The organism is Pseudomonas sp. Irchel 3A18 (assembly GCF_900187465.1).
Classification (GTDB): domain Bacteria; phylum Pseudomonadota; class Gammaproteobacteria; order Pseudomonadales; family Pseudomonadaceae; genus Aquipseudomonas; species Aquipseudomonas cichorii.
The window spans coordinates 66,088-84,770 of record NZ_FYDI01000003.1; the positions used below are offsets into that span (position 1 = coordinate 66,088).

The following is an 18,683-nucleotide window of genomic DNA, read 5'->3' on the forward strand; positions in this document are numbered from 1 at the left end:
CTCATCATTTTGTCGTCTGACGCAGCAGCAAGGTGCCGCCGCGCTGGGTAAATTCGAGTTGTTTCATTGCGCTCATGCCAAGCAATATCTGCTCGCCCTCAAGACCGGGCGCCACAATGGCGCGCACGTTGCGCAGGGTGATGTCACCCACCTGCAGGCTGTCGAGCACAGCCCGATAGCCGCGGCTTTCGCCATTGGCGGTGCTCACCGTAACCGGTACGCCTCGCGACAGGCGCAGCGTGTCGGCCACTTCAGCCGGTATCGCCACATCGGTTGCCCCGGTATCGACCATGAACTCGACCGTCTGACCATTGATCCGGCCGGTGCTGACGAAGTGCCCGCGGCGGTCAGCCAGCAATTGCACTTCGATATAACCCTCGCCGTGTTGCGAAACGACCTGGGTATTGGGGTTCTGCTGCCGCTCTTCCCAGTCGCCGAAAAAGCGCGTGGCCAGAAACAGTCCCGCGCCCCAGGCCAGGAACATCAGGATCCTGCCCGCACGCCTGCCGGGAAGCGGCTGGTTCATTGCCCAGCGCTCCAGCCACCGGCGGGAGCCGCAAAGCGCCAGACAATCGGGCGCTTCTCGCCATCAGCCCGGACACCGAAATTGTTGTCGATACCGATCCAGGCTCCGCTTTCATCGACCACCAGTGCTTCGGTCAGGCCATAGGGCTGATCGTAGATACGCCCAGGCAGCAGGGCCTCTTTGGCGAACGACCAGCAATGCTCGACCTCACCGCTTTCCAGGGCCCGGCGACAGACCTGATAGACCGAACGCTCCAGGGTGAACAGCTTGCCGTTGAACAGCGAAATATCCGAGAAATCCTTTGTGGATAACTTGTCGCCTTTCAACTGCGGTGGCGGTGCGGCCTGCCCCGGATCGACAAGCAGTACGCAGCTCTTCTTGCAGTTCCACTTGTCCTTTTCACGCTGGACCACCAGCAACCCGCGACTCTCACGCTCGGCCGCCAGCCAGACCTTGTCGCCTGCCGCATTGACAGCAATGCCTTCAAAGATCGCGTTGAAATGCTGCAGCATGCCCCGGGCACGGGCCTGTTCTACCATTGCCGCAGGCAGATCAAGCCACACAGGATCGCCGGTGATCGGCACTTTCAGAACAGTGCCGTGAGCTTCGCTGACCAGATAACGATTACCTTGAGCGTCACAGCTTACGCCCTCGAAATCCATACTGCCGCCACGTATCACGGATGACAGGCTGGCCAGCGAGCGCAGATTCAGAGGCAGATAGCTGACCGGCTCAGGCACAGTCATGGCGTGAGGCTCAGCCACCCAGGTCTTGTTCGTGGTATCGAGGCTGTAAAGCAGGTTGTCGTCACGATCCGATACCGTCCACAACCGGCCGTTGCACATCGCCAGACCCGACAGATTACCGCCGACCATACCGTCTACCGGATGCTCGGACACCAGTGTCAGTTCTTCAACAGGCGCAGCAAGGGCCGGTGCGACGACCAGCATCAAGGCGGCAAGCCAACTTCTCGTCAAGTCAGGACCTCGGCAAGGTTGCCTTTGGACTCAAGCCAGGTCTTGCGATCGCCAGCGCGTTTCTTGGCCAACAGCATGTCCATGATTTCAGAGGTCGCGGCAAAGTCATCCAGCGTGAGTTGCACCAGACGCCGGGTGTTCGGGTCCATGGTGGTTTCACGCAGTTGCGGCGGGTTCATCTCACCCAACCCCTTGAATCGGGTGACCTGTGGCTTGCCGCGTTTCTTCTCGGCAACCAGACGATCCAGAATGCCGTCGCGCTCGCTTTCATCCAGGGCATAGAAGATTTCCTTGCCCAGATCGATCCGGTACAGCGGCGGCATGGCGACATACACATGGCCCGCATCCACCAGAGGACGGAAATGCTGGACGAACAGCGCGCACAGCAGGGTTGCGATGTGCAGACCGTCCGAGTCGGCGTCGGCGAGGATGCAGATCTTGCCGTAACGCAACTGGCTGATATCGGCAGCGCCCGGATCGACACCAATGGCGACCGCGATATTGTGGACTTCCTGGCTGGCAAGCACTTCGCCGCCATCGACTTCCCAGGTGTTGAGGATCTTGCCGCGCAACGGCAGGATCGCCTGGAATTCCTTGTCCCGCGCCTGCTTGGCTGAACCACCCGCGGAATCACCTTCCACCAGGAACAGCTCGGAGCGCGCAGGATCCTGGCCGGCACAGTCGGCCAGTTTGCCGGGCAGTGCAGGCCCCTGGGTAATGCGCTTGCGCTCGACCTTCTTGCTGGCCTTGAGACGACGACCAGCGTTGTTGATCGCCAGATCCGCCAACTGCAGGCCCAGCTCGGAGTGGGTGTTCAGCCACAGGCTGAAAGCATCTTTTACAACGCCCGACACAAATGCTGCCGCTTCACGGGACGACAGACGCTCTTTGGTCTGGCCGGAGAACTGCGGTTCCTGCATTTTCATCGAGAGCACGAAAGCAATTCGCTCCCAGACGTCTTCCGGCGCCAGCTTCACGCCACGCGGCAGCAGGTTGCGGAATTCGCAGAACTCGCGCATCGCATCCAGCAAGCCCTGGCGCAGGCCATTGACATGGGTGCCGCCCTGAGCGGTCGGGATCAGGTTGACATAGCTTTCCTGAACACTGTCGCCGCCCTCGGGCAGCCAGAGCAGCGCCCAGTCCACGGCTTCCTTGTTACCGGCGAAGCTGCCACAGAACGGTTCGTCCGGCAGGCGCAGGAACTCGGTGACCGAATCCTGAAGGTAAGATCGCAGGCCGTCTTCGTAATGCCACTCGACCTTTTCGCCGGTGGATTTGTCCTCGAAACTGACCAGCAGCCCCGGGCAGAGTACGGCCTTGGCCTTGAGCACGTGCTTGAGGCGGCTGACGGAGAATTTGGGGCTGTCGAAATACTTGGGGTCCGGCGCGAAATATACGCTGGTGCCGGTATTGCGCTTGCCAACCGTGCCGACAACGGCCAGTTCCGAGGCCTTGAAGCCGTCGGCAAAGGTCATTTCGTATTCGTTGCCATCGCGCTTGACCCGAACCCGGACCTGGGTCGAAAGCGCGTTGACCACGGAAATCCCGACACCGTGCAGGCCGCCGGAGAACTGATAGTTCTTGTTGGAGAACTTGCCACCGGCGTGCAGCTTGGTAAGGATCAGTTCGACACCGGACACACCCTCTTCCGGGTGAATGTCCACCGGCATGCCGCGACCGTCGTCGGACACTTCCAGAGAGTTGTCGGCGTGCAGGATCACCTGGACCGATCTGGCATGCCCGGCCAGCGCTTCGTCGACACTGTTGTCGATCACTTCCTGGGCAAGGTGATTCGGCCGAGCGGTGTCGGTGTACATGCCCGGACGTTTGCGAACCGGGTCGAGGCCCGAGAGGACTTCGATGGCGTCTGCGTTATAAGAGCTAGCGCTGGGATTGGCCATGGGTTCTCATCATCAATTATTCATGGGTACGAAGGCGCGAATCGGATAGATCAATTGCCCGCAACAGCTCAGGCGCAAATCCGGCAAAACTCAGCAAGGCCGGCATCTGCTCGGCAAAGCCTTGATAACTGTGGTCGCCACCGGCCTGGATGCGCAATGCACAGGCCCGATAAAACGATTCGGCACGGCGGTAATCCAGAGTTTCATCACCGGTCTGCAGCCATACCTGAATGCGGTCCGGGTCCTGTGGAGCCGGTACTTCAAGCTCCGCCAGTGCCGTTATGTGGTCTTGGGTCAACTCCCAGCGCTCACCGGTATACAGGTTTTGCTGGGTACCGAGGTAGCCGTCGAACAACTGGTGCGGATTCACCGCCGGGTTGATCAGGACCGCCTTGAGGCCGTGCCGATGCGCCAAATGAGTCGCATAGTAGCCGCCGAGCGAGCTGCCGACCAGCAAAGGCCGCCCAAGCGCCTGTATCGCGGCCTCAAGCTGAACCATGGCCTGGCGCGGATGGTGATGAAGTTCGGGGACGCGCAATTGCTCGCCTACACCCAGCGAGTTCATCAGGGCGATCAACCGAGAGGCCTTGTTCGACAGGGCAGAGCTGTTCAGACCGTGAATGTACAGCAATGAAGGTGTGTCGCTGATCAAGCCGTCTCTCCCGAAGCCCGGAACAAAGCCGCGTAGTTTACAGGGATAAATGGCTCAAGGCCTCAAGGGAATTCATGGTCCGGCAAGGATCAATAGCCGGTACCGCCATAATCGACTTCAAACTGCATGCCGACCACGCGGGAAACACCGGTTTCGAGCTGTCCATCATCGTGCAGGCGCAGCCAGCGATAGCCCGGCGCGGCGGTGTCGAGCGTGAAATCCACACTGCCCGGCGCGAACTGGATACAAGTGGACGGCGAAGCCAATAGCCTCAAGCCATTACGCTGCTGATCGAACGCTTGATGCACGTGCCCCCACAGAACGGCACGCACCTGGGGAAAGCGATCCAGCACCGCGAACAGCGCGTCGGCATTGCGCAAGCCGATGGGCGCCATCCATTCGCAGCCGATAGGCACCGGATGATGGTGCAGGCAAACCAGATGATGACGATCGGGAGCCTCGCTCAGGGATTGCTCCAGCAATTGCAGTTGCTCCTCCTGCAGGAAACCGGGCACCGAGCCGGGAACCGCAGAATCCAGCAGCGTCACTCGCCACTGACCGACATCAACCACTGGCTGCTGCAAGTCACTGTCTTGTGAGGCATGGGCCATTTGCGGCAATTCGTCGTGATTGCCGGGGAACCAGCGCACAGGTGCAGCGATCTGCCCGCTGAGCTGACGAAAGGCCTGATAGGACTGCACGCTGCCATCCTGGGAAATATCACCACTGGCAATCACAAGATCGATGCCCGACTGCTCGGCCAGCACCAGATCGACGACCTTTTCCAGGCTGTCACGGGTCTTCATGCCCAGCAGCGTGCCATCCGCTTCAGCGAACAGGTGACTGTCGGATAGTTGCACCACTAAAACTGACGATGATCGGGATGCGCTCGGCAAGGCCGTCTCCTTGAGCGAATTCAGCGCGATTATGAGATGCGGGAGGAGGCAGGTAAATCGGGAAAGTGTGCCTGGATCACATTTGAGTGAGCGGCAGGGTCAACGTACCGCTTCAAACTCGTGACCGCACGCCAGACAGTGGCTCAGCCATTCGCCCAGGAACAGATTGAGCTGGGCCTTTTCGTCAGGCTGGTGCATGTCGGCATTGGGATACGGATAAATCCCCCGAAAGCGTCGGGCATGCTCGGCGCCGATCACTTCGGCCATCCGCGCATCGTGATAGACCTGAACTTCGAGGCGCGGCACTGGCAGCCAGGCCAGGCTGTGCTCCTGGCGAACCTGCAGGGTTGTGGTGTAAGGGCAGTCGAGAAGCACTTCGACTGCCAGCACGCCGAGCATCTGGTCGCCCTGGGTGACCGCCACCCGGCGCGAGCTTTTCTGGGTACGCATATCGGGAAGCAGACGCATCAAGCGCGCGTAGTTGGCCTCGCACGCCGCCTGTAGCCCGGCAAGATCGACACGGTAGCGCTCGCGCAAAAGATTCACGACCATAGCCCCCTGATTTCCGTACGGTTCAACGCCAGCCATTGCAAGGCAATGATGGTTGCCGCATTCATGATTCGCCCGTCAGCCACAGCCTGGATCGCATCATCGAACGACCAGACCGACACGCGGATATCCTCGTTCTCGGACTCCAGCCCGTGCAGACCGCCCGCCCCCTGACTGTCACACTGCCCCATGAACAGATGAACGAATTCGTCACTGCCACCGGGCGAAGGAAAGTACTTGGTTATCGGCCATAACGCGCTGAAGACAAGCCCAGCTTCCTCTTCTGCTTCGCGATGAGCAACTTCTTCCGGCTGTTCGTCCTTGTCGATCAATCCGGCCACCAGTTCGATCAGCCAGGGGTTGCCGCTTTTCTCCATAGCGCCTACCCGAAACTGTTCGATCAGCACCACTTCATCGCGCTTGGCGTCATAAGGCAGAACACAGACGGCATCATGACGAACGAACAGTTCGCGACTCATTTCATTACTCATGCCACCGGCAAACAGCTCGTGGCGCAAGTACAGCTTGTCGAGCTTGTAGAACCCCTTGAAGCAGCTTTCGCGCCGGGTGATCTCAAAAGCCGTTGGCGTTGATCGGGTGTTCTGGGGCATAGGTTTCTCGCTTGCGGTGATCTGTGACTTCAGACCATCCTAACGCGCATCGACTCCAGGATGCAGCCCCCTTGAAGATGCAGGGTAGACGGCCAGGGCATAAAACACTTCTAATCCGCCAAGTGGCGAACCGAAGACATTGTTTGCAGTCCAAGCAGCCTGCATACGAACAATGCAACCGCCTCCATTGATATCGCCAAGGACCAACATGTCGTTATTGAGGATCACTTCACTGGCTTGTCTGGGCCTGATGCTGGGCGCCTGCCAGAGCATTTTCACACCCGGCATGCGTACACCGCTGCAAGTCCAGCGCGATGCTTCCGAGCTGATAAAGCCAGGCTGCACCACCAGCGATTGCCCGCTGGTCAATATCGATACCGTGCACTTTCCCGACGAGCCAAGGCTGGACGCCATTGTCCAGAAGACCTTGCTGCAACTGACCCGCACGGATTCCGGCGCGCCGGTGCCTGCGTCGATCAAGGACTATCAGGAACAATTCCTGAGCAGTGCCTCGGGTCGCAACAGCAGCTATCTGCAAGCCAAGGTACGCGAACAGCATGACGGTATCGTGGTAGTCGAGCTGTCGAGTTATCTGGATACCGGCGGTGCCCACGGCAACCCCGGCAGAGCGTTCATCAACTACTCGCGCCAGCAACAGAAAGTCCTGACCCTGGCAGACATGGTGATCCCGGGCAAGGAAAACGAATTCTGGGCCAAAGCCGAGCTGGCCCATCAGGGCTGGCTGGTTTCGACCAAGATGAATCAGGACAGTGAGTTCGTGAAGACCTGGCCGTTCAAGCGAACGCCCAACATTGCCCTGACCTATGGTTCGGTGATCCTGAAGTATCCAGTCACCACCATTGCGCCCTACTCCATGGGCCATATCGAGCTGAAGATTCCTTATCCACAGCTCAATGGCGTGATCCGTCCGGAGCTGTTCCCCGGCCGCGGCTAAAACCGCTGTCGCGAGCAAGCTCCCTCCCAATTCCGTGGGGAGGGAGCTTGCTCGCGACGGGCCAAGACGAGGTCACACTTTCTTGTAGAGCTGGCTGCCCTCCTGCTTGAAACGCTCCGCCTGCTCGCGCATCCCTTCTTCCACTGACAGGTCAACCGCCTCGATTTTCTGGTTGGCGGCGTACTCGCGCACTTCCTGAGTGATCTTCATCGAACAGAACTTCGGCCCGCACATGGAGCAGAAGTGCGCCACCTTGGCCGAGTCCTTGGGCAGGGTTTCGTCGTGGTACGAGCGGGCAGTGTCCGGATCCAGGCCGAGGTTGAACTGGTCCTCCCAGCGGAACTCGAAACGCGCCTTGCTCAAGGCATTGTCACGAATCTGTGCGCCCGGATGCCCCTTGGCCAAATCCGCAGCATGGGCGGCGATCTTGTAGGTGATGATCCCGGTCTTCACGTCATCCTTGTTCGGCAGACCCAAGTGCTCCTTGGGGGTGACGTAGCACAGCATGGCGCAACCGAACCAGCCGATCATGGCCGCACCGATGCCCGAGGTGATGTGGTCATAACCGGGCGCGATATCCGTGGTCAGCGGGCCAAGGGTGTAGAACGGCGCTTCGTCGCAGCACTCAAGCTGCTTGTCCATGTTCTCCTTGATCAGCTGCATCGGCACATGGCCAGGGCCTTCGATCATGGTCTGGACATCGTGCTTCCAGGCAATTTTGGTCAGCTCACCCAGGGTTTCCAGCTCACCGAACTGGGCTTCGTCGTTGGCGTCGGCAATCGAACCGGGGCGCAGGCCATCGCCCAGCGAGAAGCTGACGTCATAGGCCTTCATGATTTCGCAGATGTCCTCGAAATGCGTATAGAGGAAGTTTTCCTTGTGATGCGCCAGACACCACTTGGCCATGATCGAACCACCCCGGCTCACGATCCCGGTGACGCGCTTGGCGGTCAATGGCACATAGCGCAGCAATACACCGGCATGGATGGTGAAATAGTCGACGCCCTGCTCGGCCTGCTCGATCAGGGTGTCGCGGAACAGCTCCCAGGTCAGGTCTTCGGCCACGCCGTTGACCTTTTCCAGCGCCTGATAGATCGGCACGGTGCCGATCGGAACAGGCGAGTTGCGGATGATCCACTCACGGGTTTCATGAATGTGCTTGCCGGTGGACAGATCCATGACCGTGTCCGAACCCCAGCGGATACCCCAGGTCAGCTTGGCGACTTCTTCCTCGATGGAAGAACCCAACGCACTGTTGCCGATGTTGCCGTTGATCTTCACCAGGAAGTTACGGCCGATGATCATCGGCTCCAGCTCGACGTGGTTGATGTTGGCCGGAATGATTGCGCGACCACGGGCGATTTCTTCGCGCACAAACTCAGCGGTGATTTCCTTCGGGATGCTGGCCCCGAAACTGTGGCCGGCGTGCTGTTGTTTCAGCAGCCCCGCAGCCCGGGCTTCCTGAAGTTTCATGTTCTCGCGGATGGCGACATATTCCATCTCGGCGGTGATTATCCCCTGACGCGCATAGTGCATCTGGCTGACGTTGGCACCCGCCTTGGCGCGACGCGGATTACGCACGTGGGCAAAGCGCAGGGCTGTCAGTTCTGGATCGTCCAGACGTTGCTGGCCGAAGTGGGAACTCAGGCCGGCCAGACGTTCAGTGTCGTTGCGCGAATCGATCCAGGCCGAACGCACGTCGGCCAGGCCCTGACGCACATCGATGATCACATTGGGATCGGTGTAGGGACCGGAAGTGTCGTAGACCGTTACCGGAGCATTGATTTCGCCACCGAAGTCAGTGGGCGTGACATCAAGGGTGATCTCGCGCATCGGCACACGGATATCGGGGCGCGAACCCTGGACATAGACTTTCTGCGAGCGGGTAAAAGGTTGTACCGATCCAGAATCGACCTGGGCGGACTCACTCAAGTGCGGGGCGTTTTTTGCTTTTGTACTCATCACGGCTCTCCAGACAGTTTGTTGTCGGAGTAACCTGATAATACGGACGGACGCACCCTGAGAGGTGCTGAGTATCGGCGGGCGTGCTACTGTTCGTTTTTTGAACAATCGACCCCGGACGACACTCAAGAGGACTCGCCGGGAGACGAGAAATCTTGTTCCCTACGCAGGCGCTAACCTGATCAGGTTCAACGGGATCCGGTTTAACCGATCTCAGCCTCACAGCAAGGCACCCCGACAAGAACGTCGCAAGTCTATGATGGTCGGCCCTGCAAACACCAGCCTATTTATGCCGCCATCGATAAATGGCTAATAGCCGATTGTTGCGCTCAACAACTGGCTCTACACTCGCTAACCCGGTTTTGCATCAAACCGGCATCATTACCATGAACAGGGAATGCCTCATGTTGCGCAAACTTTCGTTGGTCATTGCCGTGTCGTGTGCCGGCAGCGTACAGGCCCTGGCCGCGGATGCGCCCCTTCCGACCAAGACCGGACTGGTCAACGTTTATCAACAGGCCGTAGATAACAATGCCGATCTTGCGGCTGCCCGCGCCGATTACGATGCCCGCAAGGAAGTCGTGCCCCAGGCTCGCGCCGGCTTGCTGCCCAACCTTTCGGCAAGCGCACAGGCCAACAACACCCGCACCAGCATCGACCAGCCCAGCGCCATTGCAACCCGCAGCGGCACGGTCTATCAAGCGACCCTGAGCCAGCCGATCTTCCGCGCCGACCGCTGGTTCCAGTTGCAGGCCGCCGAGGCCGTCAATGAGCAAGCGGCACTGGAACTCTCGGCCACCGAGCAGAACCTGATCCTGGAGTCAGCCCAGAGTTACTTCGCAGTCTTGCGCGCCCAGGACAACCTGGCTTCGACCAAGGCCGAAGAAGCCGCCTTCAAGCGGCAGCTGGATCAGGCCAACGAACGGTTCGATGTCGGCCTTTCCGACAAGACCGATGTGCTGCAAGCACAGGCCAGTTACGACACTGCACGGGCCAACCGGATCATTGCCAAGCGTCAGGTGGACGATGCCTTCCAGGCGCTGGTGACACTGACCAATCGCGAATACAACTCCATCGAAGGAATCGTCCACACCTTGCCGGTGCTGGCGCCGATCCCCAACGATGCCAAGGCCTGGGTCGATACCGCCGCCCAACAGAACCTGAACCTGCTGGCCAGCAACTATGCCGTCAGCGCAGCCGAGGAAACCCTGCGCCAGCGCAAGGCCGGTCATGCACCGACCCTTGATGCGGTCGCCACTTACCAGCGCGGCGACAACGATGCACTGGGCTTCAGCAACCCCAACTACACGGGTCGCAATTATGGCGGCGATGTGGAGCAACGCAGCATCGGCGTGCAGTTGAATATCCCGATCTACAGCGGTGGCCTGACCAGTTCGCAGGTTCGCGAAGCCTACTCACGCCTGACCCAGAGCGAGCAGCGTCGTGAAAGCCTGCGCCGTCAAGTGGTGGAAAACACCCGCAACCTGCACCGCGCCGTGAATACCGATGTGGAACAGGTGCAGGCTCGCAAGCAGTCGATCATCTCCAACCAGAGTGCTCTGGAAGCCACGGAAATCGGCTATCAGGTCGGCACCCGCAATATCGTCGACGTACTCGATGCTCAGCGTCAGCTATATGCCTCGGTGCGTAATTACAACAACACCCGCTATGACTACATCATCGATAACCTGCGCCTGAAACAGGCGGCTGGCACCCTGAGCCCGGGAGATTTGCAGGACCTGTCGCGCTACCTGAAATCCGACTACAACCCGGACAAGGACTTCCTGCCACCGGATCTGGCGGCAGCGGCGCAGAAGAATTTCGAGAAGCCAGCACAGCGGTAACATCTCTCTTCGCTCCCGGCCACCTGTGGGAGCGAATTCATTCGCGAAAGCAAATGGAAATTCCATCCAGCAGGCGCTGCAACGCGCCTTGATTGGCCTTCATCACTCCTGTCCCGGCATCCGCCATGGTCTGCGCCAGTTTCGGCTGACCGAACAGACGCTGCACTGCTACCGCCAGCGCAGCCGAATCACTCACTTCTTCCAACGCTCCCGCCTGACGCAGCAACGCGGCAATTTCCAGGAAGTTGAACAGGTGCGGGCCGCTCAGTACCGGCTTGGCCAGTGCAGCAGGCTCCAGCAGGTTATGCCCGCCATTGGGCACAAGGCTGCCGCCGACGAAGGCATTGTCTGCCAACGCATACAGAAACAGCAGTTCACCCATGGTGTCGCCCAGCAGCACCGACGTATCCGGCGTGACCGGCTGCCCGGATGAACGTCGTACGGTCGTGAAACCGGTCTGCCGGCACAAGTCGTGCACACTGTCGAAACGCTCGGGATGGCGCGGCACCAGAATCAGCAAGGCCTCGGGATAGCCCCGCAGCACTTGCCGATGGGCTGCCAGGACACTTTCGTCTTCGCCTGCATGGGTGCTGGCCGCGATCCACACCGGACGATGCATGGCCTGCCATTGCTCGCGCAACTGCGCCGCCCGCTCCAGCAGTTGCGGGTCGATACTCAGGTCGAACTTGATCGAGCCGGTCACTGTCACGCATTCAGGCCGTGCGCCCAGGTCACGAAAACGCTGGGCTTCCGCTTCGGTCTGCACGGCAAACCAGCTCATGGCCGCCAGCATCGGGCGAGTCAGCCCTGCAAAACGTGCATAGCCGCGAGCCGAACGCTCCGACAGCCGCGCATTGGCGAGCACCACGGGAATATTGCGCTTGGCGCACTGGTGAATGTGATTGGGCCATAACTCGGTTTCCATGATGATGCCGAGGCGAGGCTGCACATGGTCCAGAAAACGACCCGCCGCCCAAGGCAGGTCATAGGGCAGATAACAGTGCTGAATCCGTGGCTCATTGGCGAACATCGCCTTGATCCGCTCCGAACCTGTCGGGGTCATGCAGGTCACAGTCATCGGCAACGCCGGGTATTGCGCCAGCAAGGCACGAATCATGGGAGCCGCGGCGATGCTCTCGCCCACCGACACCGCATGCACCCAGATGCCGCCGCGCTGCATCGCAGGCAAGTCGATAGCGAAACGCTCGCCGATTCGCTGGCGATACGCCGGAGCCTTGCGTGCACGCAACCACAGCCGCAGGGCAACCAGCGGCAAACCAAGGTGAAACAACAGGGTATAAAGAGTTCTATTCATGGGCACGGAGTTTATCAGCACGCCTCATCAAAGCCACGACCTCATGCAGGCGTGAACACACTTGCCCGTGGCGCACGGAATGCTATGGGCGCCTTAAGAAATCGCTAAGATACGCAGCCCCCAAGGAGAGACACCATGACTGCCTACTATCTGCTGGCCATCGCGATCTGCGCCGAAGTCATCGCCACCACGTCCATGAAAGCCGTCAAAGGCCTGAGCACACCGCTGCCTTTGCTGCTGGTGATCGCCGGCTACGGCATTGCCTTCTGGATGCTGATTCTGGTGATGCGTACGATTCCGGTGGGCATTACCTATGCCATCTGGTCGGGCATGGGGATCGTCATGGTGAGTATCGCGGCGTTCTTTATCTACGGTCAGAAACTGGACCTGCCGGCCTTGCTGGGCATGGGAATGATCGTGCTCGGGGTGGTGGTCATCCAGTTGTTCTCGAAAACCGCCGGGCATTGAAATCGCGATCCCCTATAATGGCCCATTCTTCACGCCACTGAGGTGTCCATGCCATCTGTTATTTCCACTGACGTCCTGATTGTCGGAGGCGGTATTGCCGGCCTCTGGCTCAATGCCCGGTTGCGTCGTCAAGGGTTCTCGACAGTCCTGGTAGAAAGCGCGAGCCTGGGTGGCGGACAAAGCCTGAAGTCACAGGGCATCATCCATGGGGGTGCCAAATACGCCCTGCATGGTGCGCTGTCGGGTGCCTCCGAAGCGATTGCCGACATGCCGCGTCGCTGGCGTGAATCTCTCAGCGGCACAGGCGAGCTGGACCTGTCCGGCGTGCGCCTGTTGTCGGAGGCCCACTATTTATGGTCGCCCGGCACTATCGCGGGCAACCTGACCAGCTTCTTCGCCAGCAAGGCCGTGCGCGGGCGCGTGGATCAGGTCAAGGGCGAGCAACTGCCGCCCGCGCTGCAAAACCCGAAATTCAAAGGCAAGGTGTATCGGCTGGCCGAACTGGTGGTCGATGTCCCCAGCCTGATCGCGCGTCTTGCAGAGCTGGCCGGTGACAGCCTGCTTGCTGCTCAGCAGATCGAACCACTGCATGAAAATGGCGAACTGGCAGGCTTGCGCGTGGATGGCCGCGAGATCCGCGCCCAGCGTATTGTGCTCAGCGCTGGTGCTGGTAATGCTGACCTGCTTGAAGCGCTGGGCGTTTCCCAGCCCAGGATGCAGCGCCGCCCCTTGCATATGGTGCTGGTCAAAGGCCCAACCCTGAAGCCGCTATACGCTCACTGCCTGGGCGGCGGCCCCAAGCCGCGCATTACCGTCACCACTCACCCTGCGGCCGATGGCCAGTGGGTCTGGTATCTGGGTGGCGACCTTGCCGAAGCCGATGGCGTGGCACGCGAGCCTGCGGCCCAGATCGCGGCTGCCCGCAAGGAGCTTGAATCGCTGCTGCCATGGGTCGACCTGAGCCAGGCGCAATGGGCCACCTTGCGTGTCGATCGGGCAGAACCGGCGCAATCGGGTCTGGTAAGGCCTGACAACGCTTTTGTGGATGTCCAGCAGCGCCTCATGATCGGCTGGCCGACCAAACTGGCCCTGGCACCGGACTTTGCGGACCGCGTCCTGGCGGCCCTGTCGAAGGATGGCATTCAGCCGACACCACAACCGGCCATGAACGACCTGCCTCTGCCACCTCTGGCGATACCTGTCTGGGATGAACTGCTGCCATGACCGTCAAAACCCTGCATGACCTGCATCGCCCGCTGGGCAGTACCGGCCTGAGCATTTCGCCATTGGGCCTGGGCACCGTCAAACTGGGCCGCGATCAAGGCGTGAAATACCCCAATGGCTTCACGATCCCCGACGATCAGCAAGCGCAAATGCTGTTGAAAATGGCTCGGGACATGGGCATCAACCTGATCGACACGGCCCCGGCCTACGGCACCAGCGAAGAACGCCTTGGCCCGCTGCTGCGCGGCCAGCGTCAGGACTGGGTGATTGTCAGCAAGGTGGGAGAAGAATTCGTGGAGGGACAATCGAGCCATGACTTCAGCGCCGAACATACACGCGTGTCGGTGGAGCGCAGTCTGAAACGTCTTGAAACCGATTTCATCGACCTGGTTCTGGTGCATTCGGACGGCAACGATCTGGCGATTCTCAACGATACAGAGGTCTATCAGACCCTTGCCGAGCTCAAACGTGAAGGCAAGATTCGTGGTTTCGGTTTTTCCGGCAAAACGGTCGAAGGAGGCCTGCTGGCATTGCGCGAAGGCGACTGTGCGATGGTCACCTACAATCTCAATGAGCAGGGTGAAAAACCGGTTCTGGACTACGCTGCCGCTCATGGCAAAGGGATTCTGGTGAAAAAGGCTCTCGCCAGCGGTCACATATGTCTGACCCCAGGAGTCGACCCGGTACAGGCCAGTTTTCAGTTGCTGTTTGAACATCCGGGTGTTGCCAGTGCTATTGTCGGGACTATCAATCCCCTGCACCTGGCTCACAACGTTGCATGTGCAGCCGCTGTGATTCGCCGTCAAGCCTGATGCAGGCGGCCGACCCCAACGCAAGAAGGAGCCGATATGCCGCGAACCCTGATCCGGAAAAACCCCAGCGACTTCAAGACCCTGCCGTTATTTGTCGAAGCCACTCCCGATAGCCTGAGTTATCAGAGCGTCGGGATGCCGTTGAATTTTTCCCAGACCTTGCAGCGTCGCCGCAAGATCGAAGTCCCGGACAACGAGCGCTTCGCCACGGAGCTGGCCAACCTGGGCGTGTCGATACGGCTGACCCTGAACTGGCAGAATCGCGATTACTGGGTGCTGGTCAGGCAACGGCGCCAGGACCGTGGCGATGTGGTTCTCAAGCTGATTTCCGGCTATGTCCCGGCTCACGAAATCACCCTGCCCCTGCACACCGCCATTCAGGAAGTCGCTGAAGAGTGCCTGATCGAAACGCCTCAGGGCTGGCTGAGCGGGCGCTTCAACGACACCTGGTTGCCGGCGCCTTATGCCGCAGCGCTGCATTATCGCGAAGCCATGCCTTTTCGCCTGAGTTCTCTGTCGGGCGCAGCGCGGCCGGTGCGTTGCGGCAGCATGACCCTGATCGAGCGCCCGCGTGCTTACGTGCATTTACCGACCGCGTCACTGCAACTGATCTACGACATGCGCCTGGAGATTCCCAAGGAAGCACGCCCTCTGAGCCTGTTTCATGTGGATGAAACCCTGGAAAAAGAGCAACTGGTCGCCCGCCTCAATCGCAGCAAGCCCGACCTGTATCTGATGCCGCTGGAAAACGGTGTGCCGCTGCCCGAGCTTTATACCCTCAAGCAGGACAAGCTGGCACCGGTCAGCACACGCGGCTTGTACCTGGCAGAAAGCTTCGCCGCCCAGGATGGCTGGGTGGTGCATGAAGAGCGGATTCGCTGGAAGGACTGGCTCCGGCAACAAGGCCTGACGCCACTGCCCAGAAAGAGCAGCCTCAATAACCTGACCGGCAAGGCCAAAGAGTTGCTGCAAATGGCGCGCAAGAGCCTGAGTAAATAAACCGTAGCGAATTCATTCGCGAAATGCCCCTTCGCGAATGAGTTAGCTTCTACCGGTGGTCCGCGTCACTGACCGCGGATTTTCTCGACAATGGCTGTGGTCGAGCTGTTTTCCACCAGCCCCAGCACTTTCACTTCACCACCATAGGCCTGGACGATTTCAGCGCCGACCACCTGATCGATTCCGTAGTCGCCTCCCTTGACCAGCACGTCCGGTTTGACGTGGCGCAGCAGGTTTTCCGGAGTGCCTTCAGGGAAGCTGATCACCCAGTCCACAGCGCCCAGACCGGCCAGAACGGCCATGCGTCGGTCAACGCTGTTGATCGGACGACCCGGCCCTTTGAGGCGGCTGACGGAAGCATCGTCATTGATTGCGACGATCAGCCGATCACCCTGGGCGCGGGCCTGCTCCAGGTAGGTCACATGGCCTGCATGCAGGATGTCGAAACAGCCGTTGGTGAAGACGATCTTCTCCTGGTGGGCCCGAGCGTCGTCAATGGCCAGCAGCAGTTGCTCCAACCCCAGAACACCACGCTCGGAGCCTTCTTCACGCTGAATGGCACGACGCAGTTCCGGAGCGCTGATCGCTGCGGTACCCAGCTTGCCGACGACAATACCTGCCGCCAGATTCGCCAGAGCCACGGCATGAGGCAGGTCTTCGCCAGCAGCAATGGCAGCCGCCAGTGTGGAAATGACCGTATCGCCAGCACCGGTCACATCGAATACTTCACGGGCTCGGGCCGGCAGATGCAAAGGTGGATGGTCAAGACGCAGCAGGGTCATGCCGTGCTCGCCACGGGTGACCAGCAACGCGCCCAGCTCCAGTTCGCTCATCAGTTTCGCGCCCTTGGCGACCAAATCGCTCTCGTCGACACAATGGCCGACGATGGCTTCAAACTCACTCAGGTTCGGGGTAATCAGGCTCGCACCCCGGTAGATGGCAAAGTCCTTGCCCTTGGGATCGGCCAGCACCGGAATGCCTCGATCACGCGCAGCCTTGATCAGCACCTGATGGTTTTTCAGCGCGCCTTTGCCGTAATCGGAAAGTACCAGCACCTTGATGCCATCGAGCAGGGTATCGACTTCCACGCTCAAGGCCAGGGCGTCGGTCATGAAGGGTTCTTCAAAGTCGATGCGCAGCAATTGCTGGTGACGGCTCATGACCCGCAGTTTGACGATGGTCGGCTGATGGGCAATGCGCTGGAAGTGCGCACGCACACCGGCAGCCTTCAGGCTGTTGGCCAGGCTTTCGGCAGCTTCGTCTTCGCCGGTCACACCGACCAGCGCGGCAGGTGCACCCAGGGCGGCGATGTTCAACGCAACGTTGGCAGCACCGCCGGGACGGTCTTCAATCTGATCGACCTTGACGACCGGCACAGGCGCCTCAGGAGAGATCCGTGAGGTACCACCATGCCAGTACCGGTCGAGCATGACATCGCCGACCACAAGGACAGGCGCTTGATCGAAACGGGGCATGGACAACTTCATGGAAACTCCAGGGGCAAAAAACGACGCGGATCATAACATAGCCAATTTGGCTCAAGACGCCAGCAAGCAGCTATACCTTTTCAGCGCTGGTGCGAGGTTTGACATCCTGCACCCAGAACAGCTCATGGCGCCGTACAGCCTTGCGGAAAAACTCGTTACTACCTGTAACAGGCCAGCGCCTGCCAGCCAACAACTGCTGAATCCACCGCCGGACCTGCTTCTTGAAAGGCAGCGGATCCTGCAGGTCATGCTGCATGGCCAGGGCCATTGCCTTGTCCATGCGTTGAGCGCCATCCAGAAGGATACTGCAGACAGCCAGAGGCTTCATCGCAGCCGTCGCCGGTGGCAGGGCTATACCGTAATCTGCCGGCCCCATGGGCCAGCGGTCATTGTCATGCAGGTGATTGGCATACAACAGCAATGTACTGGGTCGCCACTCGCTCAACTCGATGGCCTGCAGCAAGGCCTCGGTCGCGGCGACATGGTCACGGTGAGGATCCAGCTCCAGATGCGGCGTGACAACCACTTGCGGTCTGAAATGCTCCAGAACACGCACAATGTCAGCCACCAGGTTGGTCCAGGTCGCCAGCCCGTCAGCTTCGGAAGGTAAGGCAAAGGCCGAAGCCTGGCGCCAGAGACGGATATCGCTCTCCCCTGACTCGCGGGAGCCGAACGGCACGGTGGGCTGCGCCTGCATTTCAGGCAGACGCAAACAGTAATAACCCAACTGTACACAATGATCCTGCGCCACACCGCCCCACAAAGGCACAGCCAGACTGTCCCAGGTCCGCAGACGTCCCTTGAGCACCGCAGACTGTTCAGCGTCGAGACCAAAGCGACGGTAGCTCTCGGCTTCTATCTCGCCCTGGGTCAGGGTCATGATCGCGGCGTCAGGTGCGCGACTGTAAAGACCGAAGGCCGCAAGTTCTGCATCATCGGCATGAGGGGCCAGCACCAGAAGCGATTGAGCGCTGTAATCGGGATTGCTCATGGCATAGAGCGTGAACGAGCCAACAGCCTTGCAGCGGTGCGGGACAAGTGAAAGCGTCCCTTGCATCAATGCCGCTTCCTGGCCTGTCAGGTTCAGATAGCGCCTGCCTGCGACCCCGCGCTCGAAATCCTGACGATCGTTGCCCACCTGCACATAAGGATCAAGCCAGCGCCCCAGCCAGTTGGCCTTGAGTTCAACAGCCAGAATCAGGGTGTCGCTGCCTGACAGCGATGCTCCGGCCGGCAGTTCCAGCGTGCCGTTGCGCAACCCGGCTTCGACGACCCGGGCGCTGTCCGGAAAGTCGTAGCAATAGTCACTGTCAGGCTCGTAGAACAGGTGATCTGCAAACCAGGCCTCGTGAGCCACCCAGGCCAGAAGCACAAGCACGGGCGGCACCCACCATGTAACAAGAACACCCACCAGCACCAATGCAATCAGCACTGAAACAGCCAGGTAACGCTTACGTCGCCTGTGGCGCTTCAGCAACTCGTCCTTACGCCCGCTCATGGCAGCC

17 protein-coding genes and 1 riboswitch are annotated in these 18,683 nt (G+C 59.9%); of the genes, 6 read left to right on the plus strand and 11 right to left on the minus strand.

Annotated elements, in window-relative coordinates:
- Positions 1-4 precede the first annotated feature (4 nt).
- From CKW23_RS06015 to CKW23_RS06045, 7 genes are all read right to left on the minus strand, one after another.
- Complete coding sequence (locus tag CKW23_RS06015; protein ID WP_025258278.1) at positions 5-526, minus strand: TIGR02281 family clan AA aspartic protease; 522 nt, start codon at positions 524-526, stop codon at positions 5-7.
- Positions 523-1,503: an esterase-like activity of phytase family protein gene (locus tag CKW23_RS06020; RefSeq protein WP_025258277.1), complete on the minus strand. Its 981-nt coding sequence runs from the start codon at positions 1,501-1,503 to the stop codon at positions 523-525. The genes CKW23_RS06015 and CKW23_RS06020 overlap by 4 nt, the downstream gene beginning before the upstream one ends.
- Positions 1,500-3,404 carry a DNA topoisomerase IV subunit B gene (parE, locus tag CKW23_RS06025; RefSeq protein ID WP_025258276.1) on the minus strand — a complete coding sequence of 635 codons (1,905 nt, stop codon included), beginning with the start codon at positions 3,402-3,404 and terminating at the stop codon, positions 1,500-1,502. Before parE ends, CKW23_RS06020 begins: the two co-directional genes overlap by 4 nt.
- Positions 3,405-3,420: 16 nt before the next feature.
- On the minus strand, positions 3,421-4,056 hold the full coding sequence (locus CKW23_RS06030) for a YqiA/YcfP family alpha/beta fold hydrolase (RefSeq protein WP_095067236.1): 636 nt from the start codon (positions 4,054-4,056) through the stop codon (positions 3,421-3,423).
- 89 nt (positions 4,057-4,145) lie between these two features.
- The gene (gene cpdA / locus CKW23_RS06035; protein ID WP_025258274.1) at positions 4,146-4,952 is read right to left on the minus strand and encodes a 3',5'-cyclic-AMP phosphodiesterase; all 807 of its coding nucleotides are present in this window, start codon (positions 4,950-4,952) and stop codon (positions 4,146-4,148) included.
- A gap of 99 nt (positions 4,953-5,051) precedes the next feature.
- Complete coding sequence (locus tag CKW23_RS06040; protein ID WP_025258273.1) at positions 5,052-5,504, minus strand: DUF1249 domain-containing protein; 453 nt, start codon at positions 5,502-5,504, stop codon at positions 5,052-5,054.
- Positions 5,495-6,112, minus strand: a complete 618-nt coding sequence (locus tag CKW23_RS06045) for an NUDIX domain-containing protein (RefSeq protein ID WP_025258272.1) — start codon at positions 6,110-6,112, stop codon at positions 5,495-5,497. The genes CKW23_RS06040 and CKW23_RS06045 overlap by 10 nt, the downstream gene beginning before the upstream one ends.
- Positions 6,113-6,320: 208 nt before the next feature.
- Here CKW23_RS06045 and CKW23_RS06055 point away from each other — a divergent pair, with 208 nt between their 5' ends.
- The gene (locus tag CKW23_RS06055) at positions 6,321-7,067 is read left to right on the plus strand and encodes an RsiV family protein (RefSeq protein WP_025258271.1); all 747 of its coding nucleotides are present in this window, start codon (positions 6,321-6,323) and stop codon (positions 7,065-7,067) included.
- Positions 7,068-7,139: 72 nt separating this feature from the next.
- On the opposite strand, the gene thiC is transcribed toward CKW23_RS06055, so the two are convergent.
- Positions 7,140-9,029 (minus strand): phosphomethylpyrimidine synthase ThiC, encoded by a 1,890-nt coding sequence (gene thiC / locus CKW23_RS06060; RefSeq protein WP_025258270.1) that lies wholly within the window; start codon positions 9,027-9,029, stop codon positions 7,140-7,142.
- Positions 9,030-9,171: 142 nt separating this feature from the next.
- Positions 9,172-9,276: riboswitch (TPP riboswitch) on the minus strand.
- 157 nt (positions 9,277-9,433) lie between these two features.
- Here thiC and CKW23_RS06065 point away from each other — a divergent pair.
- Entirely contained in the window at positions 9,434-10,873 is a 1,440-nt protein-coding gene (locus CKW23_RS06065; protein WP_095067237.1) for a TolC family outer membrane protein, read from the plus strand.
- Between the two features lie 37 nt (positions 10,874-10,910).
- On the opposite strand, the gene waaA is transcribed toward CKW23_RS06065, so the two are convergent.
- A complete protein-coding gene (waaA, locus tag CKW23_RS06070; RefSeq protein ID WP_095067238.1) occupies positions 10,911-12,188 on the minus strand; it encodes a lipid IV(A) 3-deoxy-D-manno-octulosonic acid transferase in 1,278 nt (425 codons plus the stop codon).
- 135 nt (positions 12,189-12,323) lie between these two features.
- On the opposite strand from waaA, the gene CKW23_RS06075 reads away from it, so the two are divergent.
- From CKW23_RS06075 to CKW23_RS06090, 4 genes are read left to right on the plus strand one after another with little or no spacing between them, the layout of a single operon-like run.
- Positions 12,324-12,656, plus strand: a complete 333-nt coding sequence (locus CKW23_RS06075; protein WP_025258267.1) for a multidrug efflux SMR transporter — start codon at positions 12,324-12,326, stop codon at positions 12,654-12,656.
- Between the two features lie 48 nt (positions 12,657-12,704).
- Positions 12,705-13,880 carry an FAD-binding oxidoreductase gene (locus tag CKW23_RS06080; protein WP_025258266.1) on the plus strand — a complete coding sequence of 392 codons (1,176 nt, stop codon included), beginning with the start codon at positions 12,705-12,707 and terminating at the stop codon, positions 13,878-13,880.
- Entirely contained in the window at positions 13,877-14,692 is an 816-nt protein-coding gene (locus CKW23_RS06085) for an aldo/keto reductase (protein ID WP_025258265.1), read from the plus strand. Before CKW23_RS06080 ends, CKW23_RS06085 begins: the two co-directional genes overlap by 4 nt.
- 36 nt (positions 14,693-14,728) lie before the next feature.
- Positions 14,729-15,691: a hypothetical protein gene (locus CKW23_RS06090; RefSeq protein WP_025258264.1), complete on the plus strand. Its 963-nt coding sequence runs from the start codon at positions 14,729-14,731 to the stop codon at positions 15,689-15,691.
- 65 nt (positions 15,692-15,756) lie between these two features.
- Here CKW23_RS06090 and hldE read toward each other — a convergent pair whose 3' ends face one another.
- Both hldE and CKW23_RS06100 read right to left on the minus strand, forming a co-directional pair.
- On the minus strand, positions 15,757-17,178 hold the full coding sequence (gene hldE / locus CKW23_RS06095; RefSeq protein WP_025258263.1) for a bifunctional D-glycero-beta-D-manno-heptose-7-phosphate kinase/D-glycero-beta-D-manno-heptose 1-phosphate adenylyltransferase HldE: 1,422 nt from the start codon (positions 17,176-17,178) through the stop codon (positions 15,757-15,759).
- Between the two features lie 70 nt (positions 17,179-17,248).
- A complete protein-coding gene (locus CKW23_RS06100) occupies positions 17,249-18,676 on the minus strand; it encodes a PIG-L deacetylase family protein (RefSeq protein ID WP_025258262.1) in 1,428 nt (475 codons plus the stop codon).
- Between the last annotated feature and the right edge of the window lie 7 nt (positions 18,677-18,683).

Coding starts and splice junctions, on each gene's coding strand:
- CKW23_RS06040 (WP_025258273.1), bottom strand. CDS start 5,504: ATGGTCGTGAATCTTTTGCGCGAGCGCTACCGTGTCGATCTTGCCGGG.
- CKW23_RS06080 (WP_025258266.1), top strand. CDS start 12,705: ATGCCATCTGTTATTTCCACTGACGTCCTGATTGTCGGAGGCGGTATT.
- CKW23_RS06065 (WP_095067237.1), top strand. CDS start 9,434: ATGTTGCGCAAACTTTCGTTGGTCATTGCCGTGTCGTGTGCCGGCAGC.
- CKW23_RS06100 (WP_025258262.1), bottom strand. CDS start 18,676: ATGAGCGGGCGTAAGGACGAGTTGCTGAAGCGCCACAGGCGACGTAAG.
- CKW23_RS06015 (WP_025258278.1), bottom strand. CDS start 526: ATGAACCAGCCGCTTCCCGGCAGGCGTGCGGGCAGGATCCTGATGTTC.
- hldE (WP_025258263.1), bottom strand. CDS start 17,178: ATGAAGTTGTCCATGCCCCGTTTCGATCAAGCGCCTGTCCTTGTGGTC.
- waaA (WP_095067238.1), bottom strand. CDS start 12,188: ATGAATAGAACTCTTTATACCCTGTTGTTTCACCTTGGTTTGCCGCTG.
- CKW23_RS06055 (WP_025258271.1), top strand. CDS start 6,321: ATGTCGTTATTGAGGATCACTTCACTGGCTTGTCTGGGCCTGATGCTG.
- parE (WP_025258276.1), bottom strand. CDS start 3,404: ATGGCCAATCCCAGCGCTAGCTCTTATAACGCAGACGCCATCGAAGTC.
- CKW23_RS06045 (WP_025258272.1), bottom strand. CDS start 6,112: ATGCCCCAGAACACCCGATCAACGCCAACGGCTTTTGAGATCACCCGG.
- CKW23_RS06075 (WP_025258267.1), top strand. CDS start 12,324: ATGACTGCCTACTATCTGCTGGCCATCGCGATCTGCGCCGAAGTCATC.
- thiC (WP_025258270.1), bottom strand. CDS start 9,029: ATGAGTACAAAAGCAAAAAACGCCCCGCACTTGAGTGAGTCCGCCCAG.
- CKW23_RS06090 (WP_025258264.1), top strand. CDS start 14,729: ATGCCGCGAACCCTGATCCGGAAAAACCCCAGCGACTTCAAGACCCTG.
- CKW23_RS06085 (WP_025258265.1), top strand. CDS start 13,877: ATGACCGTCAAAACCCTGCATGACCTGCATCGCCCGCTGGGCAGTACC.